16 protein-coding genes are annotated in these 18,677 nt (G+C 36.7%); 13 read left to right on the top strand and 3 right to left on the bottom strand.

The window, feature by feature from the left end:
- The first annotated feature begins 47 nt into the window (after positions 1–47).
- From nifJ to GJV85_RS11290, 3 genes are read left to right on the top strand one after another with little or no spacing between them, the layout of a single operon-like run.
- Complete coding sequence (nifJ, locus tag GJV85_RS11300) at positions 48–3,608, top strand: pyruvate:ferredoxin (flavodoxin) oxidoreductase (RefSeq protein ID WP_207561483.1); 3,561 nt, start codon at positions 48–50, stop codon at positions 3,606–3,608.
- A gap of 1 nt (position 3,609) precedes the next feature.
- Positions 3,610–4,602, top strand: coding sequence for a dihydroorotate dehydrogenase-like protein (locus GJV85_RS11295; RefSeq protein ID WP_207561482.1), 993 nt, complete (start codon positions 3,610–3,612; stop codon positions 4,600–4,602).
- A 27-nt stretch (positions 4,603–4,629) separates the two neighbouring features.
- The gene (locus GJV85_RS11290; protein WP_207561481.1) at positions 4,630–6,924 is read left to right on the top strand and encodes an ATP-binding protein; all 2,295 of its coding nucleotides are present in this window, start codon (positions 4,630–4,632) and stop codon (positions 6,922–6,924) included.
- Here GJV85_RS11290 and ypfJ read toward each other — a convergent pair.
- On the bottom strand, positions 6,921–7,793 hold the full coding sequence (gene ypfJ, locus GJV85_RS11285; RefSeq protein ID WP_207561480.1) for a KPN_02809 family neutral zinc metallopeptidase: 873 nt from the start codon (positions 7,791–7,793) through the stop codon (positions 6,921–6,923). The genes GJV85_RS11290 and ypfJ overlap by 4 nt on opposite strands.
- Before the next feature lie 56 nt (positions 7,794–7,849).
- Here ypfJ and GJV85_RS11280 point away from each other — a divergent pair, with 56 nt between their 5' ends.
- From GJV85_RS11280 to GJV85_RS11240, 9 genes are all read left to right on the top strand, one after another.
- Complete coding sequence (locus GJV85_RS11280; RefSeq protein ID WP_207561479.1) at positions 7,850–8,893, top strand: mechanosensitive ion channel family protein; 1,044 nt, start codon at positions 7,850–7,852, stop codon at positions 8,891–8,893.
- Positions 8,880–10,082 (top strand): hypothetical protein, encoded by a 1,203-nt coding sequence (locus GJV85_RS11275; RefSeq protein ID WP_207561478.1) that lies wholly within the window; start codon positions 8,880–8,882, stop codon positions 10,080–10,082. Before GJV85_RS11280 ends, GJV85_RS11275 begins: the two co-directional genes overlap by 14 nt.
- Positions 10,083–10,146: 64 nt before the next feature.
- A complete protein-coding gene (gene metK / locus GJV85_RS11270; protein ID WP_207561477.1) occupies positions 10,147–11,304 on the top strand; it encodes a methionine adenosyltransferase in 1,158 nt (385 codons plus the stop codon).
- 113 nt (positions 11,305–11,417) lie between these two features.
- Positions 11,418–11,702: a 4Fe-4S dicluster domain-containing protein gene (locus tag GJV85_RS11265; protein ID WP_207561476.1), complete on the top strand. Its 285-nt coding sequence runs from the start codon at positions 11,418–11,420 to the stop codon at positions 11,700–11,702.
- Positions 11,703–11,856: 154 nt separating this feature from the next.
- A complete protein-coding gene (ndk, locus tag GJV85_RS11260; RefSeq protein WP_207561475.1) occupies positions 11,857–12,270 on the top strand; it encodes a nucleoside-diphosphate kinase in 414 nt (137 codons plus the stop codon).
- Between the two features lie 117 nt (positions 12,271–12,387).
- Entirely contained in the window at positions 12,388–12,639 is a 252-nt protein-coding gene (locus tag GJV85_RS11255) for a DUF177 domain-containing protein (RefSeq protein ID WP_242689784.1), read from the top strand.
- 26 nt (positions 12,640–12,665) lie between these two features.
- Entirely contained in the window at positions 12,666–12,815 is a 150-nt protein-coding gene (gene rpmF / locus GJV85_RS11250) for a 50S ribosomal protein L32 (protein ID WP_207561473.1), read from the top strand.
- Between the two features lie 3 nt (positions 12,816–12,818).
- The gene (plsX, locus tag GJV85_RS11245) at positions 12,819–13,817 is read left to right on the top strand and encodes a phosphate acyltransferase PlsX (RefSeq protein ID WP_207561472.1); all 999 of its coding nucleotides are present in this window, start codon (positions 12,819–12,821) and stop codon (positions 13,815–13,817) included.
- Complete coding sequence (locus tag GJV85_RS11240) at positions 13,817–14,815, top strand: beta-ketoacyl-ACP synthase III (RefSeq protein WP_207561471.1); 999 nt, start codon at positions 13,817–13,819, stop codon at positions 14,813–14,815. The genes plsX and GJV85_RS11240 overlap by 1 nt, the downstream gene beginning before the upstream one ends.
- 155 nt (positions 14,816–14,970) lie before the next feature.
- On the opposite strand, the gene GJV85_RS11235 is transcribed toward GJV85_RS11240, so the two are convergent.
- Positions 14,971–15,348, bottom strand: a complete 378-nt coding sequence (locus GJV85_RS11235; protein ID WP_207561470.1) for an HIT domain-containing protein — start codon at positions 15,346–15,348, stop codon at positions 14,971–14,973.
- Between the two features lie 184 nt (positions 15,349–15,532).
- Complete coding sequence (locus GJV85_RS11230) at positions 15,533–17,122, bottom strand: DEAD/DEAH box helicase (RefSeq protein WP_207561469.1); 1,590 nt, start codon at positions 17,120–17,122, stop codon at positions 15,533–15,535.
- 269 nt (positions 17,123–17,391) lie between these two features.
- Between GJV85_RS11230 and GJV85_RS11225 the strand changes: the two genes are divergently transcribed.
- Positions 17,392–18,672, top strand: coding sequence for a DNA recombination protein RmuC (locus GJV85_RS11225; protein ID WP_207561468.1), 1,281 nt, complete (start codon positions 17,392–17,394; stop codon positions 18,670–18,672).
- Positions 18,673–18,677: the final 5 nt, after the last annotated feature.

Raw genomic sequence — 18,677 nt, 5'->3', positions numbered from 1 at the left:
CATAGTTTGGGTAAGTATCGACTTTTGAGAAGAAAAGGAGATTATCGATGAAACAGATGTTAACAATAGATGCAAATGAAGCAGTTGCAAGAGTCGCCCACAAAACAAACGAAGTAATAGCAATATATCCTATTACTCCATCTACTCCTATGGCAGAGTTAAGTGATATTTACTCCAGCAGGGGTGAGCGAAATATTTTCGGTGGTCTTCCTGAAATAATGGAGATGCAGAGTGAGGGCGGGGCTAGTGGAGCAGTTCATGGTTCACTTCAAACTGGAGCACTTACTACAACCTTTACAGCCTCTCAGGGCTTACTCCTTATGATTCCAAATATGTATAAAATTGCAGGAGAGTTAACCCCTACCGTTTTTCACGTAGCGGCTCGCGCCATTGCCACGCAAGCTCTATCTATATTTGGAGATCATAGTGACGTTATGGCGGTGCGTCAAACCGGTTTTGCTCTTTTTTCTTCAGTGAACGTTCAAGAAGCGCATGACTTTGCTCTTATAGCTCAAGATACAACCCTTAGAACCCGCATACCTTTTTTACACTTTTTTGATGGATTTAGAACTTCTCACGAGGTAAGTAAGATAGAAATACTCGATATAGAGACTATTAAAGCTATGATAGATGAGGATTTAGTGCACGCTCATAGAAATCGCTCGCTTAGTTCAGACAGACCCGTCATTCGTGGAACTTCCCAAAACCCTGATGTCTATTTTCAAGGACGTGAAAGCTCCAATATTTACTATGAAAAGCTTCCTGACATTTTACAAGAGAGTATGGATAAGTTCTCTAAGTTAACGGGACGTTCATATAAACTTTTTGATTATTATGGTGCAAAAGATGCGACTAAAATAATTATTCTTATGGGGTCAAGCTGTGACACGGTAGAAGAGACGGTAGATTATCTTCTTGAACAAGATGAAAAAGTTGGTGTTTTAAAAGTAAGACTCTATAGACCTTTTTCAGTTAAGCATTTTTTAGCAGTTTTACCAAAAACTACAAAGTCCATAGCTGTGCTAGATAGAACAAAAGAGTCAGGCTCTTTAGGTGAACCTCTTTATCTTGATATTGTTAGTGCTCTAAGTGAACTTGACTCAGATGGGGCTCTTGGATTTGATATGCCACACATTATCGGTGGGCGTTACGGTCTCTCTTCAAAAGAGTTTACTCCCTCTATGGTTATAGCCGTTTTTAATGAGCTAGATAAAGAAAAACCAAAAAATCACTTTACTATCGGTATTCATGATGATGTTACCCACACTTCACTTGAGTGGGACAGCACATTTACATTAGCAAGTAAAGACGTCTTTAGAGGAATGTTTTTCGGACTTGGAAGTGATGGAACAGTCGGTGCAAATAAAAACTCCATTAAAATTATAGGGACTCAAACGCCAAACTATGCACAGGGCTATTTCGTATACGACTCTAACAAGTCAGGTTCGATGACGACATCACACCTGCGTTTTGGTAAAGAGCCTATAAAATCAAGCTATCTTATAGAAAAAGCAAACTTTATAGCCTGTCATCAGAGTGTGTTTTTAGAGAAGTTCGATATCTTAAGAAATGCAGAACAGGGAGCTACTTTTTTACTAAATTCTCCTTTTTCAAAAGATATAGTTTTCTCAAAACTCCCTCTGAGAGTTCAAGAGGAGATTATAGAAAAAGAACTTAAATTTTATGTGATAGATGCAACAAAAGTCTCTCTAAAAAGTAATATGGGAAGACGTATCAACACGGTGATGCAGACTTGCTTCTTCGCAATATCGAACATACTTCCAAAAGAAGAAGCGATAGAGAAGATTAAAAACTCTATAGAGAAGTCTTATAGTTCTAAGGGTAAAAAAATAGTTGAGATGAACTATATCGCGGTAGACAACACCCTTGAAAACCTTTTTGAAGTAACTGTTCCAAAAGAGACTATAGGACAAAAAGCGATGCAACCCCTTGTTCAAGGTGACTTTGATAAGTTTGTAGAAGAAGTCACAGCTAAAATCATCTCCGGTGATGGAGACTCGCTTCCTGTTTCAGCAATACCTGATGATGGAACTTGGCAGACAGGAACGTCACAGTATCAAAAACGCAGTATCGCACTTGAAGTTCCTATCTGGGATCCTGACACCTGTATACAGTGTAATAAATGCGTTCTTGTATGTCCACATGCCGCTATTCGCTCTAAAGTCATAGATGAGACAATTTTAACGGACTTACCGGATAACTTTCTTTTTACAAAAGCAAAAGGGAAAACCTTTGAAGAGTCGGAGATGTTTACCATTCAGGTTGCGGTTGAGGATTGTACGGGATGTACTCTTTGTGTTGAGGTGTGTCCAGCTAAAAATAAATCTCAAACAAATCTCAAAGCTATTAATATGTCTCCTCAAGAGCCTATCAGAGAGAGTGGAGCACAAACATGGGACTACTTTACAAAACTACCAGCTTACGATAGAAGTAAACTCAACCATGAAAAAGTAAAAGAAACACAGTTCTTAGAACCTCTCTTTGAGTTTAGTGGAGCCTGTCCAGGGTGTGGTGAAACGCCATACGTAAAACTAGCTTCTCAACTCTTTGGAGACAGAATGATAATAGCAAATGCTACTGGCTGCTCTTCCATATATGGTGGAAACCTACCTACTACTCCTTGGAGAAAGAACGAGGATGGTCGTGGTCCTGCCTGGTCAAACTCACTCTTTGAGGATAATGCGGAGTTTGGTCTTGGATTTAGACTTGCAATCGATAAGCATACTCATAATGCGAGAGAAACACTTAGTGCCTTAAGTGGTATACCTGATGAGTTAAAAGAGAGTATCTTAAACGCAGAGCAAAAAGATGAGCCAGATATCTTCGCGCAACGCCAACGCGTAAAAGAGCTTAAAGACGTACTTAAAGACGCTAAAGGCGATGAGGCCAACAGACTAAGAGAGCTGAGTGATTATTTGGTGAAAAAATCTGTATGGATGATGGGTGGCGATGGCTGGGCCTATGACATTGGCTATGGCGGAGTCGACCATGTTCTTGCAAGTGGTAAAAATGTAAATATATTAGTACTAGATACACAAGTTTACTCAAACACAGGCGGGCAACAATCTAAGGCTACAATGACAGGAGCCATTGCCAAGTTTGCAGCAAATGGAAAAGCTCAAATTCCAAAAGACTTAGCGATGATGGCTGTCTCTTATGGAAACGTTTACGTAGCAAGGGTTGCTATGGGTGCAAGTGACGCTCAAACCGTTAAGGCCTTTGTCGAAGCAGAAGCTTATGATGGACCATCTATCATAATCGCATACTCACACTGTGTTGCACATGGATATGACTTACGTTATGGAATGGCACATCAAAAATTAGCAGTTGATTGTGGTCTTTGGGCAACCTTTAGATATAACCCAGATTTAGAAAAAGAGGGTAAAAACCCTATGATTCTTGATTATAAAGGTCCCCAAATAGACGTGAAAAACTTTATGTATCAAGAGACGCGATTTAAAATGGTTGAAAAACTTGATGAGAACAATGCTAAAGAGTATCTAGAAACAGCAAGACATCATGCTAAAGATATGTATAAACGCTATCAAACACTAGAGCAATCATTTGCTAAAGTAGAGGAGAACTAAAATGGACTTAAGCACAACATACATGGGTTTAAAACTCAAAAACCCTATAATAATCGGAGCTTCTCCACTTACTGCAACTATCGAGTCTATAAAAAAGTTAGAAGAAAATGGTGCAGCTGCAGTTGTTTTACACTCTATCTTTGAAGAGCAGATAAATCATGAGACACATGAACTTGATCATTTTATGTTTGCTGGTAGTGAGAGTTATGCAGAGTCTTTAGGCTATTTTCCCGAAGTAAAACTGAGTAATTTAGAATCAGAACACTACCTTGAAGAACTTATTAAGCTCAAAGAAGAGGTAAACATCCCTATTATTGCTTCACTTAACGGTGTGAGTCGCGGGGGATGGATAGAGTATGCCAAAAAGCTTGAAGATGCGGGAGTAGACGCATTAGAGTTAAACATCACTTATATTCCAACAGATTTAGAACTTGAGGGAAAAGAGATAGAAGAGATGTACTTAGATACTTTAAAAGCGGTGAGAGAGAGTGTTAGCCTACCTGTAAGCATAAAGATGAACGCAATATTTTCATCTCCTGCAAATATGGCAAAAAAGTTTACAAACATAGGTGCCAACGCTTTAGTACTTTTTGATAGACCGGTACATGTAGATATAGACTTAGAAAACCTTAATAGCGTACAAACTATAAATCCAAGTAGCTCTAAAGACTTGAGTGAAACGCTGCGTTGGTCTGCTATACTTTATAAAAAAGTAGATGCTTCTATCTGTGCCTCTACGGGTGTAAAAAATTATGAAGATATTTTAAAAGCGATGATGAGTGGAGCGGATGCCGTACAGATGGTTACTACCATTTTAGAGCATGGCCCTATTCACATTAAAAATACATTAGATGCTTTAACGCAGTGGATGGTTGAAAAAGAGTATGTCTCTATAGAGCAGATGAAGGGAAGTATATCTCTACACCACTCAAGTAATCCCGCTGCTTATGAGAGAGCAAGTTATATGAGAGTTTTAACTTCGTATAGGTATTAAACTTTAAAATCTAAATTTGGGAAGTATATGAAAGAACTCTATGAAAAAATGGGGCTATTTTACTTAGGTAAAAATGAGAATGAAGACTTAACTCTTTATAAGTCAAAACACTTAACAACGCATGCGATGCTTATAGGAATGACAGGCTCAGGTAAAACAGGTCTTGGCATTGGTCTTATTGAAGAAGCAGCCATTGATAACATTCCCTCTATCATAATTGACCCAAAAGGAGATATGGGGAACCTCTGTTTGGCATTTCCCAATCTTGAGGCAAAAGAGTTCGAACCGTGGCTCGAAAAACCAGAGATGGCAGAAAAGATGGCAACTATGTGGAGAGATGGTTTAACCGCCTCAGGACAAGATAGCTCAAGAGTTCAAAAATTTGCAGAGGTAGAAAAAACAATATATACGCCAGGAAGCTCTGCAGGTGTAGGCGTAAATATCTTAGGGAGTTTTAGTGCTCCATCTCAAGAGGTATTAGAAGATAACGACACTCTCACTTCACTTATAAACGCAAGTGTCTCATCTCTACTTGCTCTTTTATCTATAGAAGCAGATCCAATAAACTCAAAAGAGCATTTACTCCTTTCAAATATATTTCATCACTGCTACCTACAAGGGATTTCACTCTCACTAGAAGAGATTATAGGCTATATAGCCACTCCTCCTTTTGAAAAAATAGGAATTATGTCTTTAAAAACATTTTATCCTCAAAAAGAGAGAATGAAATTAGCAATGGCTTTAAATGGCGTTATATCTTCTATAAGCTTTTCCTCATGGTTAGAGGGCGAAGCCTTAGATATACAAAATATGCTTTATGATGAGAATGGAAACGCCAAGGTGGCTATTTTTAGTATTGCCCATTTAAGTGATAGTGAGCGGATGTTTTTTGTAACCATACTTTTAAACACTTATATTAGTTGGATGAGAGCACAGAGTGGAAGTTCAAGTCTTAAAAGTCTTCTCTATATGGATGAGATTTTTGGATTTTTTCCACCAAGTAAAAATCCTCCTTCAAAAGAACCTATGCTTTTACTGCTCAAGCAAGCTCGGGCTTTTGGAACTGGCGTTATTCTCTCAACTCAAAATCCTGTAGATTTGGACTATAAAGGACTCTCAAACATTGGAACGTGGTTTGTAGGAAAGCTCCAGACAAAACAAGATATAGATAAAGTTCTCGAGCCTCTTATGGCAAAGTCGAAACTCTCCAAAGAGGAGATACGACACAAACTTGCCACGCTTAAAGGAAGACACTTCTTTTTAAAAAACGTTCATAGCGAGGCAACTCTAGAGTTTTCTACGAGATGGGTTCTCTCTTATCTTAAGGGACCAATGACAAAAGATGATATAAAACGTTTGATGCAGAGTAAAAAAGAGACCTTTAGCGAAGTAGTAATGCCAAAAGCACAAAAGAAGGCGTCGAGTATAAGTAACAAAGAGATTATAAATGAAAGTATAAAAGAGTATTTCTTAGATACAAATATAAATGGAGAGACTCCATTCTACCCATACATATATGCCAAAACTAAAGTACGGTTTTTTAATCAAAAAAGAGTGATTGACATCATAAAAACAAAGGAGCTAAAGCTTGAGCTTTATGAGTCACAGACAACTTTGGAGTGGAGTGAAGCCTTAGATGAGAGTTTATCTGGCGTTACAAATAAAAAAACAGCTCAAAACTCTTTTGCAAAACTACCAAAGATAATAACGCAACTCAAAACGCTTAAAACTTTAGAGAAGTCTCTATCTCAACATTTTTATACCTCGCAAAATATAGAACTCTTTTCTTGTAAGCAATTAAAACTAGAATCAAAAATAGATCAGAGTAAAAAAGATTTTATTGTTGAGGTTGAAGACAGACTCAAAGATTTACGTGATGAGAAGCTTGAAAAGCTAGAGGCTAGGTTTGAGTCAAAATTTACTCGTCTACATGATAAGCTCAAAAAACTAGAAATGCGTCTGCAAAAAGAGCAAAGTGATGTTAGCTCTAAAACCTCCGATACCCTTATTGATGTTGGGCTTGCGCTTTTTGGTGCATTTTTTGGTAAAAAATCAAGTTCAGGGGCTACCATGCGAAAAGGTGCTTCGGCATTTAAAAAAGGCAAGGGTGTTCTAAAAGAACGTAATGACGTCAAAAATATAGAGTCACTCATCCAAGATACTGAAGAAAAACTCGAAGAGTTGAAAATTGATTTGGATAATGAGGTAGAGGCGATAGAAGACGCAATAAGCATAGATAACTATGAGATTACGTCTTTTTTTATAAAGCCTAGACGAAGTGATATCATTATAGAAGATATTGCTATACTATGGGAGCGCTAGAGACCAGTGTAGCATGAGTCTATTTTTCCAGACTTATAACCTATGCTAAACCACTTCATCCTATCTTTTGCACTACCATGTGTAAAAGCGTCGGGAACGACATAACCTCTCGCTTGCTTTTGTAGGGTGTCATCACCTATGGCACTTGCGGCGTTAAGCGCTTCTTCTATGTCTCCTTCTTCAATAGCACTTTGTACGTAATGAGCCCATATCCCTCCATAACAATCTGCTTGAAGTTCTACTTTTACCTGGGTTGCGTTAGCTATTTTTTCTGATGATGATTTTTTAATTTTGTGCGATTTGTTTAGAGTACCCTGTAAGTTTTGTACATGATGTCCGACCTCATGAGCTATAACATAAGCTTGGGCAAAGTCACCTGGCGCGTTATGACGATTTTTTAACTCTTGAAAAAAGCTCAAATCAAGATATACTTTTTTGTCAGTTGGACAATAAAACGGTCCAGTTTGCTTACTTGCATAACCACACCCACTAGTAATTCCACCTCTAAAGAGAACTAGCTTTGGTTCTTTGTACGCTAAACCCTTTTGCGCAAATAGTTTACTCCATATATCTTCACTCTGAGCTAAAACTACAGAGACGAATTCGGCAGTTTCATTATCTTTAGCACTTATTTTAGAAGATTGCTGTTTTGTTTGCGGCGCATCTAAAAATGATAATAATGCCAGAGGGTTATAACCAAGAAAATATGCAATAGCACCAATAATTAAAACTATGCGACCATATTTATTGCCTAATAAAAAGCGAATAATAGGCATAGCCATCCTCGCTCCACCAGCTGAGCCTCTTGCAGTAGATTTTGATCTAAAGTCTTCTATATTTGAACTTCTTCGTAAATTTTTCCAATCCATAACACAACCTATAATATAAATTTGCTATTATACATAATTACTTTATAAGGACTCAGATGTTAGACACAATCTATTTAAACAACTCACTTCAAAACTGGTTACTCGCTTTTGCTATTGCAATTGGAGCTGTTATAATCGGCAAGGTTCTCTATTGGGTGATTCAAAAAACACTCAAGGTCTACACAAAAGGAACTAGCAATGATTTAGATTTTATCTTTATAGATATGATAGAAGAACCTCTATCTTTAGCTATAACTATTTTAGGTTTTTGGATTGCTGTGAGTGTTTTAACATTCAGTGAAGGAGTAGATAAATTTATTGGTAGTATATTCTACTTCCTAATTATTTTCAATATTGCTTGGTTTGCTACGCGTTTATTTGACGCGGTTGTGGAAAAGTATGTAGCGCCTAAGGTAAAAGAGTCTGACACAGACTTAGATGATATCCTGCTCCCAATCATCAGAAAACTTGTTAATACCGCTATTTGGGCTATCACTATTATAATCGGTGTGGATAATGCTGGTTACAATGTTACAACTATGATAACTGGTCTAGGTATTGGTGGTTTAGTCTTCGCTCTTGCAGCTAAAGACGCAGTCTCAAACTTATTTGGTGGATTTATCATTTTTAGCGATAAACCTTTTAACATAAATGATAGGATTATTATCAGTGGGCATGAGGGATATGTAAGAGAGATAGGTCTTAGAAGTACAAAACTCGAAACACTTGAGGGCAGAATAGTTACCATGCCAAACTCAAATGTTACTGATAACCCTGTATTAAATGTTTCTAAAGAGAATGGACGAAAAGTAAAGTTTAGCATTGGCCTTACATATGATACAAGTGTTGAAAATATGCAACTTGCAAAAGATATCTTAGTAAAAATACTTCAAGAACATGAAGCTATCCGCGATGAAGTAGTTGCCTTTAATAGTTTTGGAGATTTCTCTTTAAACATTATGGTTATCTACTGGATAAGAAGTGGAAGTGCTATTTCAGGTACAAACGATGAAGTAAATATGCGCATACTTAAAGAGTTTAATGAAAAAAAACTAAGTTTTGCATTTCCAACACAGTCGATAATTATTGAAAAAAACTAAGATTTCATTACTAGAGTTTGAATCAGAGGCCATAGCCCAACACAACTCTGGTATAACGACTATTACCTTTTTTAGAGGTAGTTTAGTTGATGTCGCTCCAATTATACTAGAGAAGTTTAATGAGCTCATAAGAAGTAATCCATGGCTTGCTGGAAAGCTTGAGAGAAAAAATAAAAAAGAGAGATTGGAGCTTTGGTACTCTGAAGATGTTTCTGAGGAACTCTCATCAAAACTCTTTCACCTAAATCCCCAAGGAGTGTCTGTTAACTCTAAAATGAGTTATGCAGAGCTTGGAATCGCTGCAGACTCATGCATACTCCCTAATGCTAAAAAAACCGTTAACAGAGATAAACCCCTTACATCATTAACATTGATTGCAGACTCTTTAGAACCTGAGTCTGCATTTGCTATGATATTTTCACTCTCACATAATATTGCAGATGGGCACACTTATTATAGTATCTTAAATATGCTATCCAAAGATGCACCTATGGAGAGTTTAAATGTAACTCGTAAAAATGAAGCAACACCTAAAATGATTGGTGCTGTTGGAGAAAAAGAGTACAAGTACTTTAAAGGAGTAGCTCACTTTATAAATATATTTCGAGGCATTATCTTTGGTAAAAAGATACAAGCCTTTGCTTTTTATATAGATGAGTTAAAAATAGATGAGATAAAGTCTCAAGAAAAAAAGAAGATAGAGTATGTCTCAACTAATGATATTCTCAGCTCTAGTTTTGCAAATTTAGTAAACGCTAGAGTATCTATGATGGCCATCAATTATAGAGGTAAACTGAGCGGTTTAGAAGAAAAAGATGCTGGAAACTATGAGGGTATCGTAATGCATGATAAAGATAACTATAAAGATGCTGCATCAGTAAGGGCATCTTTGAAGGGTGGCTCTCCATATATAGGATTAAGAAAACCCTTGCCTAGTTTTATTGAGGGTATATTTTGTCAAATGTCACTTATAACTAATTGGGCATCTTTTTCTAAAGAGATAATCATAGATAATTGTGAAGAGATTTTACATCTACCTCTTGGGCGTGCTTCTGGAATGATGCCATATGAGATAGCGATTATATTCAGGGCAAAAAAAGAGCGACATGGTATTATTTATTTTACGAAAAAACTTCAAGCCTCAAATTTTAACTCAGAAGTAGTTCCAATAAAAGAGATTTTATTTTAAATTATTTTAGCTACAATTACATCGATTTATAGAGCGAGACTCTATATCTCAATAAGGAAAATCGATGACTAAAGAGTATATATTTACTTCAGAGTCTGTAACAGAAGGGCACCCTGATAAGATGGCAGATCAGATCAGTGATGCAATTCTGGATTATATTATTGAAAATGATCCAAAGGCACGCGTAGCGTGTGAAACTTTGGTATCAAATGGATTTTGTGTAATTGCAGGCGAATTGAAGACTACGGCTTATGCCCCTATGCAAGAGATTGCTAGAAAAGTTATTCAAGAGATAGGTTATACGGATGCTAACTATGGTTTTGACTATAGAGCGGCAGCTGTACTAAATGGAATCGGTGAGCAATCAGCTGATATCAATCAAGGCGTTGATCAAGCTGATGGCGAGATTGGTGCTGGAGATCAGGGTCTGATGTTTGGCTATGCATGTCGTGAGACAGATGTGCTTATGCCTCTACCTATTCATTTAGCACACCGTTTAACTCAGCGTTTAGCAGCAGTTCGTAAGGATGGAACAGTTCCATACCTACGTCCTGATGGAAAAGCACAAATAAGTGTTAAGTATGTAGGTGACAAGCCTGTTTCAGTTGAAACTGTTGTTATCTCAACTCAGCACCATGCAGATGTTTCTCAAGATCAGATTCGTAAAGATATGATTGAAGAAGTTATAAAGCATGTTATTCCTGCGGATATGATGGACGAAAATACAATCTATCATATTAACCCTACAGGAAAATTTGTTATTGGTGGTCCACAAGGTGATGCTGGTCTTACGGGTCGTAAGATTATAGTAGACACTTATGGTGGTAGTTGCCCTCATGGTGGTGGAGCATTTTCAGGAAAGGACCCAACCAAGGTTGACAGAAGTGCTGCTTATGCTGCTCGTCATGTTGCAAAAAACCTTGTTGCTTCGGGTGCATGTGATAAGGCTACGATTCAAGTTGCATATGCGATTGGTGTTGTTCAGCCTGTATCTATCATGGTAGATACACATGGAACAGGTAAAGTTTCTGAAGAAAAGATAGAAGAGTGTGTAAAAGAACTTTTCGATTTATCTCCAGCTGGAATTATTAAATCTTTAGATTTACTAAAACCAATATATAGAAAAACTGCCGCGTATGGTCACTTTGGTCGTGAAGAAGATGGCTTTACGTGGGAGAAAAAAGATAGAGTAGAAGATATAAAAGCTTATTTAGGCCTATAAATATCGTACAAAAGGGTAACCTTTTGTAATGTTTTGTTTTTAAAATGTATATTTTAGCTGTATTTAAAATTCAAAAGTGTATAGTACAAATAATTAAATTTTAGGAGAAAAGTATGTCAGTTATAATTAATGATACGTGTATTAATTGTGGTGCTTGTATTGACGAGTGTCCAGTAGAAGCAATAGTAGATGAGGACGATAATCCTCAAGATGAAGATATCTATTATGTATATGGTGACAAATGTGTAGAGTGTGTTGGACATCACGATGAGCCAGCATGTGCAACTGCATGTCCTACAGAAGGATGTATTACTTGGGATGAGATAGGTGAAAGCCCATCACACAGAGATGATATTACTTCAGAACAACGTTCAAGTAAAGAGCCTGTTGTAGAATAGTCTTTTTAAATTTAAGAGTGTCTCTCGACACTCTTAAACCTCTTTGAAATACCCACCCTCACTACCAAAAAATCAATAAATTAAATTTTAAACTCAAATCCATAATTATTTAGGTATAATTCCATCCTAATTTTATACTTTTATAGGAGATTTAATGGAACGTACACTATCAATAATTAAACCTGATGCAGTTGCTAAGGGCGTTATAGGCAAGATATTAGACAGATTTGAGAGCAATGGTCTTAAAATAGCTGGAACAAAAAAGATGCAACTTTCTCGTGGAGATGCTGAAGCATTTTATGCTGTTCATGCAGAGCGTCCTTTTTTCAATGACTTAGTTGACTTCATGATCAGTGGTCCAGTTGTTCTTACAGTTTTAGAGGGTGAAAATGCTATGCAAATTAACCGTGACTTAATGGGTGCTACAAACCCTAAAGAAGCTGAAGCTGGTACTATCCGTGCAGACTTCGCTGAAAACATTGATGCAAATGCAGTTCATGGAAGTGATTCTGTTGAAAATGCAGCGATTGAAATTGCATTTTTCTTTTCACAAAGAGAACTTTCGTAACCAACTGTTTTGAAAGTAGTTTTACGAAGAGTAACAAAAACTCCATTAGATTTTGAAGTAAAAACTAATGAAATAACTTTTAAAGGTTATTTAGAGTATCATTCAGGCAAATTAATTTTGCTAAAAGCTAATCTTAATGGATTAGTGGAAAAATCGTGTGATATTTGTGCAGAAGAATTTAAACTACCAGTTAATGAAGATATAGAATTTTTTATATCTGATGGTATATATGAAGATGCAAGCGAGATCGAACTTGATGTCGTTGAGTCTTTGGATGGTATAGCAGATATCGAAGAGCTTTTAAACTCTGAGATTGAACTTATCAGAAGTGACTATCACAGTTGCGATGAGTGTAAACACTCAAACTAAAACTTAAAAAGAAAGGAATTACTACTATGGCAGTACCTAAGAGAAGAGTATCTCATTCACGTTCAGCGAAAAGAAGAACTCACTATAAAATTACATTAGCAAAACCAGTTAAATGTGAAGATGGAACATACAAATTACCACACCACCTTAACCCAACTACTGGTGAGTACAAATAGTCAATGGTAAAAATTGCTATTGATGCGATGGGTGGGGACTTTGGTCCTGACCCAATTGTTAAGGGTTGTATAGCCGCACTTAAAAGAAGATCATTTGAACCTATTTTAGTAGGTAATAAATCAGAAATTTTATCTCTGTTACCAAAACGTTATAAAGATAAGATTTTAATTATAGACACTAATGACGTTATTTCTATGAGTGATGCAGCAACTGATGCAGTTAAACGCAAAGATAGCACTATTTACAAAGCAGTAGAGTTAGTAAGAAATGGTGAAGCAGATGGAATAGTATCTGCAGGACACAGTGGTGCCACTATGACTCTTGCTACATTAAGACTCGGTCGTCTTTGGGGAATCTCTCGTCCGGCTCTTGTTACACTTATGCCAACAAAAACTGGAAGACGTTCTGTGCTTTTGGATGTTGGAGCAAATGTTGACTCAAAACCTGAACACTTAGCTGAGTTTGCCATTATGGGTGGATGCTATGCTGAGGATGTTTTAAAGATTAAAAATCCTAGTATAGGACTTTTAGCAAATGGTGAAGAGTCCTCAAAAGGAAACGAAGTCACAAAAGCAGCTTATAAACTTTTAGATGGCTACCCAGGCTTTAAAGGTAATGTTGAAGGTGGAGACATCTTCAATGGCTCATGCGATGTTATAACATGCGATGGCTTTATCGGAAATCTAGTCCTTAAAACGAGTGAAGGCGTTGCTTCAACAATAAGCCAGCTTATTAAAGACTATATTAGAAAATCTCCAATCGCAATTACTGGCGCACTTCTTATGAGAAAAGTATTTAAACTTCTTAAAAAAGAGATTGATTATGCTGAAATTGGTGGTGCTCCACTTATTGGTATTAAAGGTTGCGCAATAGTCAGTCACGGTAAAAGTAACTCAAAAGCGATTGAAAATGCTATTTATCAAGCTATTAACTATGTAGATACTGGTGTCAACGAGCATATAATTGCAAGAGTGCAAGAGTTAAAACAAAAGGAATCATAATGGCTTATGCAGCATTTCGCTCTATAGGGGCATATGTACCTGAGAAAGTTTTGACTAATGAAGAACTCTCTAAAATGGTTGACACTTCTGATGAGTGGATAACTAAACGTACAGGCATTAAAGAACGACATATCGCTGCTAAAGATGAGTATACGAGTGATTTAGGTGCAAAAGCTGCAGAGCTCGCTATACAAAGAAGTGGAATTGATAAGTCGGAGATAGATATGGTTGTTTGTGCGACAATCTCACCAGACTACTTCTGTATGCCATCAACTGCCACTATCATCTCTACAAAACTCGGACTCAAGAATGTTACTGCGTTTGATATCTCTGCAGCTTGTACTGGATTTGTTTACATTCTTTCTATCGCTAAAGCTTTTATAGAATCTGGCATGAAGAAAAATGTACTTATAATTGGTGCAGAAAAACTCTCCTCTATTACAGACTATAGTGATCGTGGAACTTGTATTTTATTTGGTGATGGTGCTGGGGCAGCAGTTATTAGCGCTACAGATAACAAAGACGAAGCTATTATAGACGTTCACACCGGTGCTGATGGCGAATATGCTGACCTTCTTATGACACCAAATGGTGGAAGTGGTTCAGAGCATGATTCTTTAACTCAAGAAGCTAATGGCTGTTTTATGCAGATGAAAGGAAATGAGACCTTTAAAGTAGCCGTACGTACACTTACAAAAGACGTTAAAGAGATACTTGCAGATAACAATATTGAAAGTGACTCTATAAAGCACTTCATTCCGCATCAAGCTAACTATAGAATCATAAAAGCAGTTGGTGATGCTCTTAAAATGAGAGATGAGCAAGTTGTTTTAACAGTTTCTAAGTATGGAAATACTTCGGGAGCTTCTATCCCTATGGCTATGAATGATATATATGAAAATGGAACACTTAAAGCAGGGGAGTTGATGCTTCTTGATGCTTTTGGTGGAGGGTTAACATGGGGTTCAGCTCTAGTCCCTTTCTCACCGTTAAAATAACACTTTTATCCAATTTCTTCGTTGGATTTTAGTTTTATTTCGTCACTTACTTTAATAAGCTCCTCGATAAAACTAAAATCCGCCTTGAACTTGAATAAAATTGAGAATTTTAACTTACCGACACGAGACTTGAAATAACTTACACCAATTATAGTTTAAAGCTTTTGTAGAGCGTTAAAAACTCTTTTATGAAAACCTGCTTCATCTGGAAGTTTGAGGTTTCCTTCACGTAGCTTCTCTCCCCACATTGTGTTTGGATAATAACTGTCATTTTCAAAGCGTGCCATTACATGGATATGTACTCGAGGAACTTGGTTTGCAAACGATGCCATATTTATCTTCTTCGGGTGATAGTATTGCTGCATTTCATACTCTATGATGTCATAGACTCTCCAAAGCTTTAAGCGAAACTTTTCAGGTACATCGCCAAGCTCTTTATACGGTTCTTTTGTAAATATTTTTAACCAAGGAATCTCACTCTCCTCTTTTTCTACGTAGAGACTAAAGTCTTCATAAATTATTTTATTTTTCATTCATATTCCTTGTGTTATAAGTATATTATTTATACATTAAATGGAGTTGAATTTATATGATGTCAATGAATGTATTTTATTGCTACAATAGTATAAATTTTAGATTTAGATGATAGGGAAGTTGGGAGTTAATAGAGGTTAAATATGCAAGTGTGAGTAGAAGTTAAACTTCTACTTTGGAAGTTTAGTCGCGGTTACCTTTGTAACCACCTGAACTTCTTCCACCGCCAGAGCGATTTCTATCTCCGCTTCCACCTTCTTTGTTTCCACGGTATCCACCGCCTCCACCACCAGAACGACTACGGTTTCCGCCACCACCTCCGCCACCAGAACGATTTCTATTTCCACGGTATCCACGACTATTTCCACCACCACGTTGAGCAGCGCGAGCTAAAATAGCGTCAAGTTTATCAGCAGGAATACCAATGTTACTTGGCCCTTTGATATCTTGCTTATCTAAAATCATAGAGATAAGTTTATACATAATAGTCTCTTCATCTATATCTTCTTTAAGACGGTCAAGAACTTTATGTGCTTCATCATATATATGTTGATCTTCAATAGTTTTTACCATTGTATCGATAGTAGAGCTTCTTAGGTCATTCTTACTTGGAACAAAAGCATGAGCCATTGAAGTTCCAACTTTTTGCTTAATACGCTGAAGTTCTTTAAACTCTAATGGAGTAAGAAGCGTTATAGCCTTACCCTTAGTTCCAGCACGACCAGTTCTACCGATACGGTGAACATAAGACTCAGGGTCAAATGGAATATGGTAGTTAAATACATGAGAGATATTATTTACATGTATACCACGTGCTGCAACATCAGTAGCAACAAGTACTTTTACTGAGTTTTGTTTGAAACCTTTAATTACAGTCTCACGTTGGCGTTGCTCCATATCTCCATGAAGTCCATTTGCTAAGTATCCAGCATTTGAAAGAACATTGCTTAGTCTATCTACTTCAGATTTTGTTCTACAAAATACTATTGACTTATCTGTAGTCTCTGAGTCCATAAGACGAATGATAGCATCATCACGCTCATGCTCATCTATCACATAGTACTCTTGTTCAATATCAGTATTTGTAGTTTCACCCTTAGTGATAGATATAAACGCAGGGTCTTTTAAAATTCTACTCGCTAGCGTTTTAATGGGTGCTGGCATAGTAGCTGAGAAAAGTAGAGTCTGACGGTTTGATGGAAGATATGTGAAAATTTCATTGATATCATCCAAAAATCCCATATCTAGCATCTCATCAGCTTCATCAAGAACTACTGTTGATGGTGCAAAGTCAGGAATCATTCCGCGTTTAAGAATGTCTAGCATACGTCCAGGAGTAGCAACTACAACTGAAGCTCCACGAGCTATTAGATCGAGTTGGCGTTTGTATGAGCTACCACCAAATACTGTTACAGTTTTAGCTCCTAAGTTTCTACCATACTTAAATATTTCATCACTTACTTGTGTAGCAAGTTCACGCGTTGGCGTTATAACAAGTAGTTCAACTGAACCGTCTAGTTTCATATTGTGAAGAGCTGGTAAACTAAAAGCGGCAGTTTTACCTGTACCTGTGTGAGCTTGTCCAACCATGTCTTTTCCAGCAATAACAACGGGGATAGCTTGTGCTTGAATAGGAGATGGAGTTGTAAACCCTGCGAATTTTACACTTTTTAATAACTCTGGTTTTAAACCTAACTCATCAAAAGTTAAAAGTTTTTCTTCTACTTCTGGGGCCTCTGTTTGTGGTTGTTGCGTTTGTGCATTTTCTTGCATCATTATCCTTTTAATATAAGGAGATGATACAAGCAATACAAATTTTGTGTGCTTAGTAACTTAATCAGGCATCTTCCCCTTAACTATTTCGCGAATTATACCCAAATTTACCTATATAATAATTAAAGATATATATACATTTAATTATCTAAGTTTATAATGCTACTAGAAGTGCCCTAATTTAGAGCCTATTATTTCATTTTGCAATCTAATATAGATATATAGCTCATATTGTGTATAATTATTCAAATTTACATTTAGGATTTTTTATGCAGTTTGACTTATCTATGATTTTGATGATTTTAGGTTTAAGCCTTTTTTTAGTGATACTATATCTCTACCTTAGAGAAAAAGATATAAGTAAAAATTTATTAATCTCAGTAGAAGAGTTAAATGAAAATAATTTGAACTTAGCAGATGAGTTAGAGGGCATAAAAAGTATGAAAGAGGCTTTGTCTTTAGATAATGCAGTGCTAAAAACTAGATATGAATCAGAGATAAAATCATCAAACGAAAAACTAAATGTTCTTCAAAACGCTAAAGATGAACTCTCCAAAGAGTTTACGCTTCTGGCAAATAAAATATTTGAAGATAAAACAAAACAATTTAGTAACTCCAATAAAGAACAACTTGAGCTTCTTTTAAAGCCATTTCGTGAGCAAATTACAAACTTTTCCACCCAAGCAAAAGAGCAGTTTCATACTCAAACAAAAGATACCATACAGCTTAAAGATGAACTACTGCGTTTAAAACAGATGAATATGCAACTCTCCCATGACGCCCATAATCTTACAAATGCTCTTAAGGGTGAGAATAAAACTCAGGGTAATTGGGGAGAGATCGTTTTAGAGCGTATACTTGAACAATCAGGACTTCGCAGTGGCATAGAATATGAACTACAAGCTACGCTCAAATCTAATGAGGGCAAAACATATAGACCAGATGTAGTGATACATATGCCACAAGAACGCGACATCATAATTGATTCTAAGGTTTCTCTAGTTGGATATGAAAGGTTTATAAACTCTGAGGACCCTATAGACAAGTCAAAGGCGCTTAAAGAGCATATCTTGAGCATATCTACCCATATAAAAGGTTTGGGAGAGAAGAAGTACGAAAAGCTTATAGGTGTAAATACACTTGATTTTGTTCTGCTCTTTATGCCTATAGAAGGTGCTTTTTTACTTGCGTTAGAACAAGATGGAGAGTTCTTTAAAACGGCCTATGAAAACAACATACTAGTAGTTTCACCATCTACACTTCTGGTTACATTAAGAACGATAGAGCATATCTGGAGAACGCAACGCCAAGAAGAACATGCGAAAAAAATAGCAGACGAAGCAGAAGCAATGTATGAAAAGCTTGTAGGTTTTGTCGAAGAGATGAAAAAAGTGGGAACTCATTTACAAAAAGCGCAAGATTCGTATGATACTTCGATGAATAGACTCTCAACTGGCAGGGGAAATGTGATAAGAAGGGCTGAAAATATAGTCAAACTTGGAATTAAACCTAAAAAAGAGCTCTCAATAAGCAGTGAAGATGAGTCATAGTTATT

It is taken from the genome of Sulfurimonas aquatica, assembly GCF_017357825.1.
GTDB lineage: Bacteria > Campylobacterota > Campylobacteria > Campylobacterales > Sulfurimonadaceae > Sulfurimonas > Sulfurimonas aquatica.
The sequence above is the reverse complement of the archived record's forward strand: the minus strand, read 5'-3'. Positions and strand labels throughout refer to the sequence as shown.

Coding starts and splice junctions, on each gene's coding strand:
- ndk (WP_207561475.1), top strand. CDS start 11,857: ATGGAACGTACACTATCAATAATTAAACCTGATGCAGTTGCTAAGGGC.
- GJV85_RS11265 (WP_207561476.1), top strand. CDS start 11,418: ATGTCAGTTATAATTAATGATACGTGTATTAATTGTGGTGCTTGTATT.
- GJV85_RS11240 (WP_207561471.1), top strand. CDS start 13,817: ATGGCTTATGCAGCATTTCGCTCTATAGGGGCATATGTACCTGAGAAA.
- plsX (WP_207561472.1), top strand. CDS start 12,819: ATGGTAAAAATTGCTATTGATGCGATGGGTGGGGACTTTGGTCCTGAC.
- GJV85_RS11280 (WP_207561479.1), top strand. CDS start 7,850: ATGTTAGACACAATCTATTTAAACAACTCACTTCAAAACTGGTTACTC.
- GJV85_RS11295 (WP_207561482.1), top strand. CDS start 3,610: ATGGACTTAAGCACAACATACATGGGTTTAAAACTCAAAAACCCTATA.
- GJV85_RS11230 (WP_207561469.1), bottom strand. CDS start 17,122: ATGCAAGAAAATGCACAAACGCAACAACCACAAACAGAGGCCCCAGAA.
- metK (WP_207561477.1), top strand. CDS start 10,147: ATGACTAAAGAGTATATATTTACTTCAGAGTCTGTAACAGAAGGGCAC.
- GJV85_RS11225 (WP_207561468.1), top strand. CDS start 17,392: ATGCAGTTTGACTTATCTATGATTTTGATGATTTTAGGTTTAAGCCTT.
- nifJ (WP_207561483.1), top strand. CDS start 48: ATGAAACAGATGTTAACAATAGATGCAAATGAAGCAGTTGCAAGAGTC.
- ypfJ (WP_207561480.1), bottom strand. CDS start 7,793: ATGGATTGGAAAAATTTACGAAGAAGTTCAAATATAGAAGACTTTAGA.
- GJV85_RS11290 (WP_207561481.1), top strand. CDS start 4,630: ATGAAAGAACTCTATGAAAAAATGGGGCTATTTTACTTAGGTAAAAAT.
- rpmF (WP_207561473.1), top strand. CDS start 12,666: ATGGCAGTACCTAAGAGAAGAGTATCTCATTCACGTTCAGCGAAAAGA.
- GJV85_RS11235 (WP_207561470.1), bottom strand. CDS start 15,348: ATGAAAAATAAAATAATTTATGAAGACTTTAGTCTCTACGTAGAAAAA.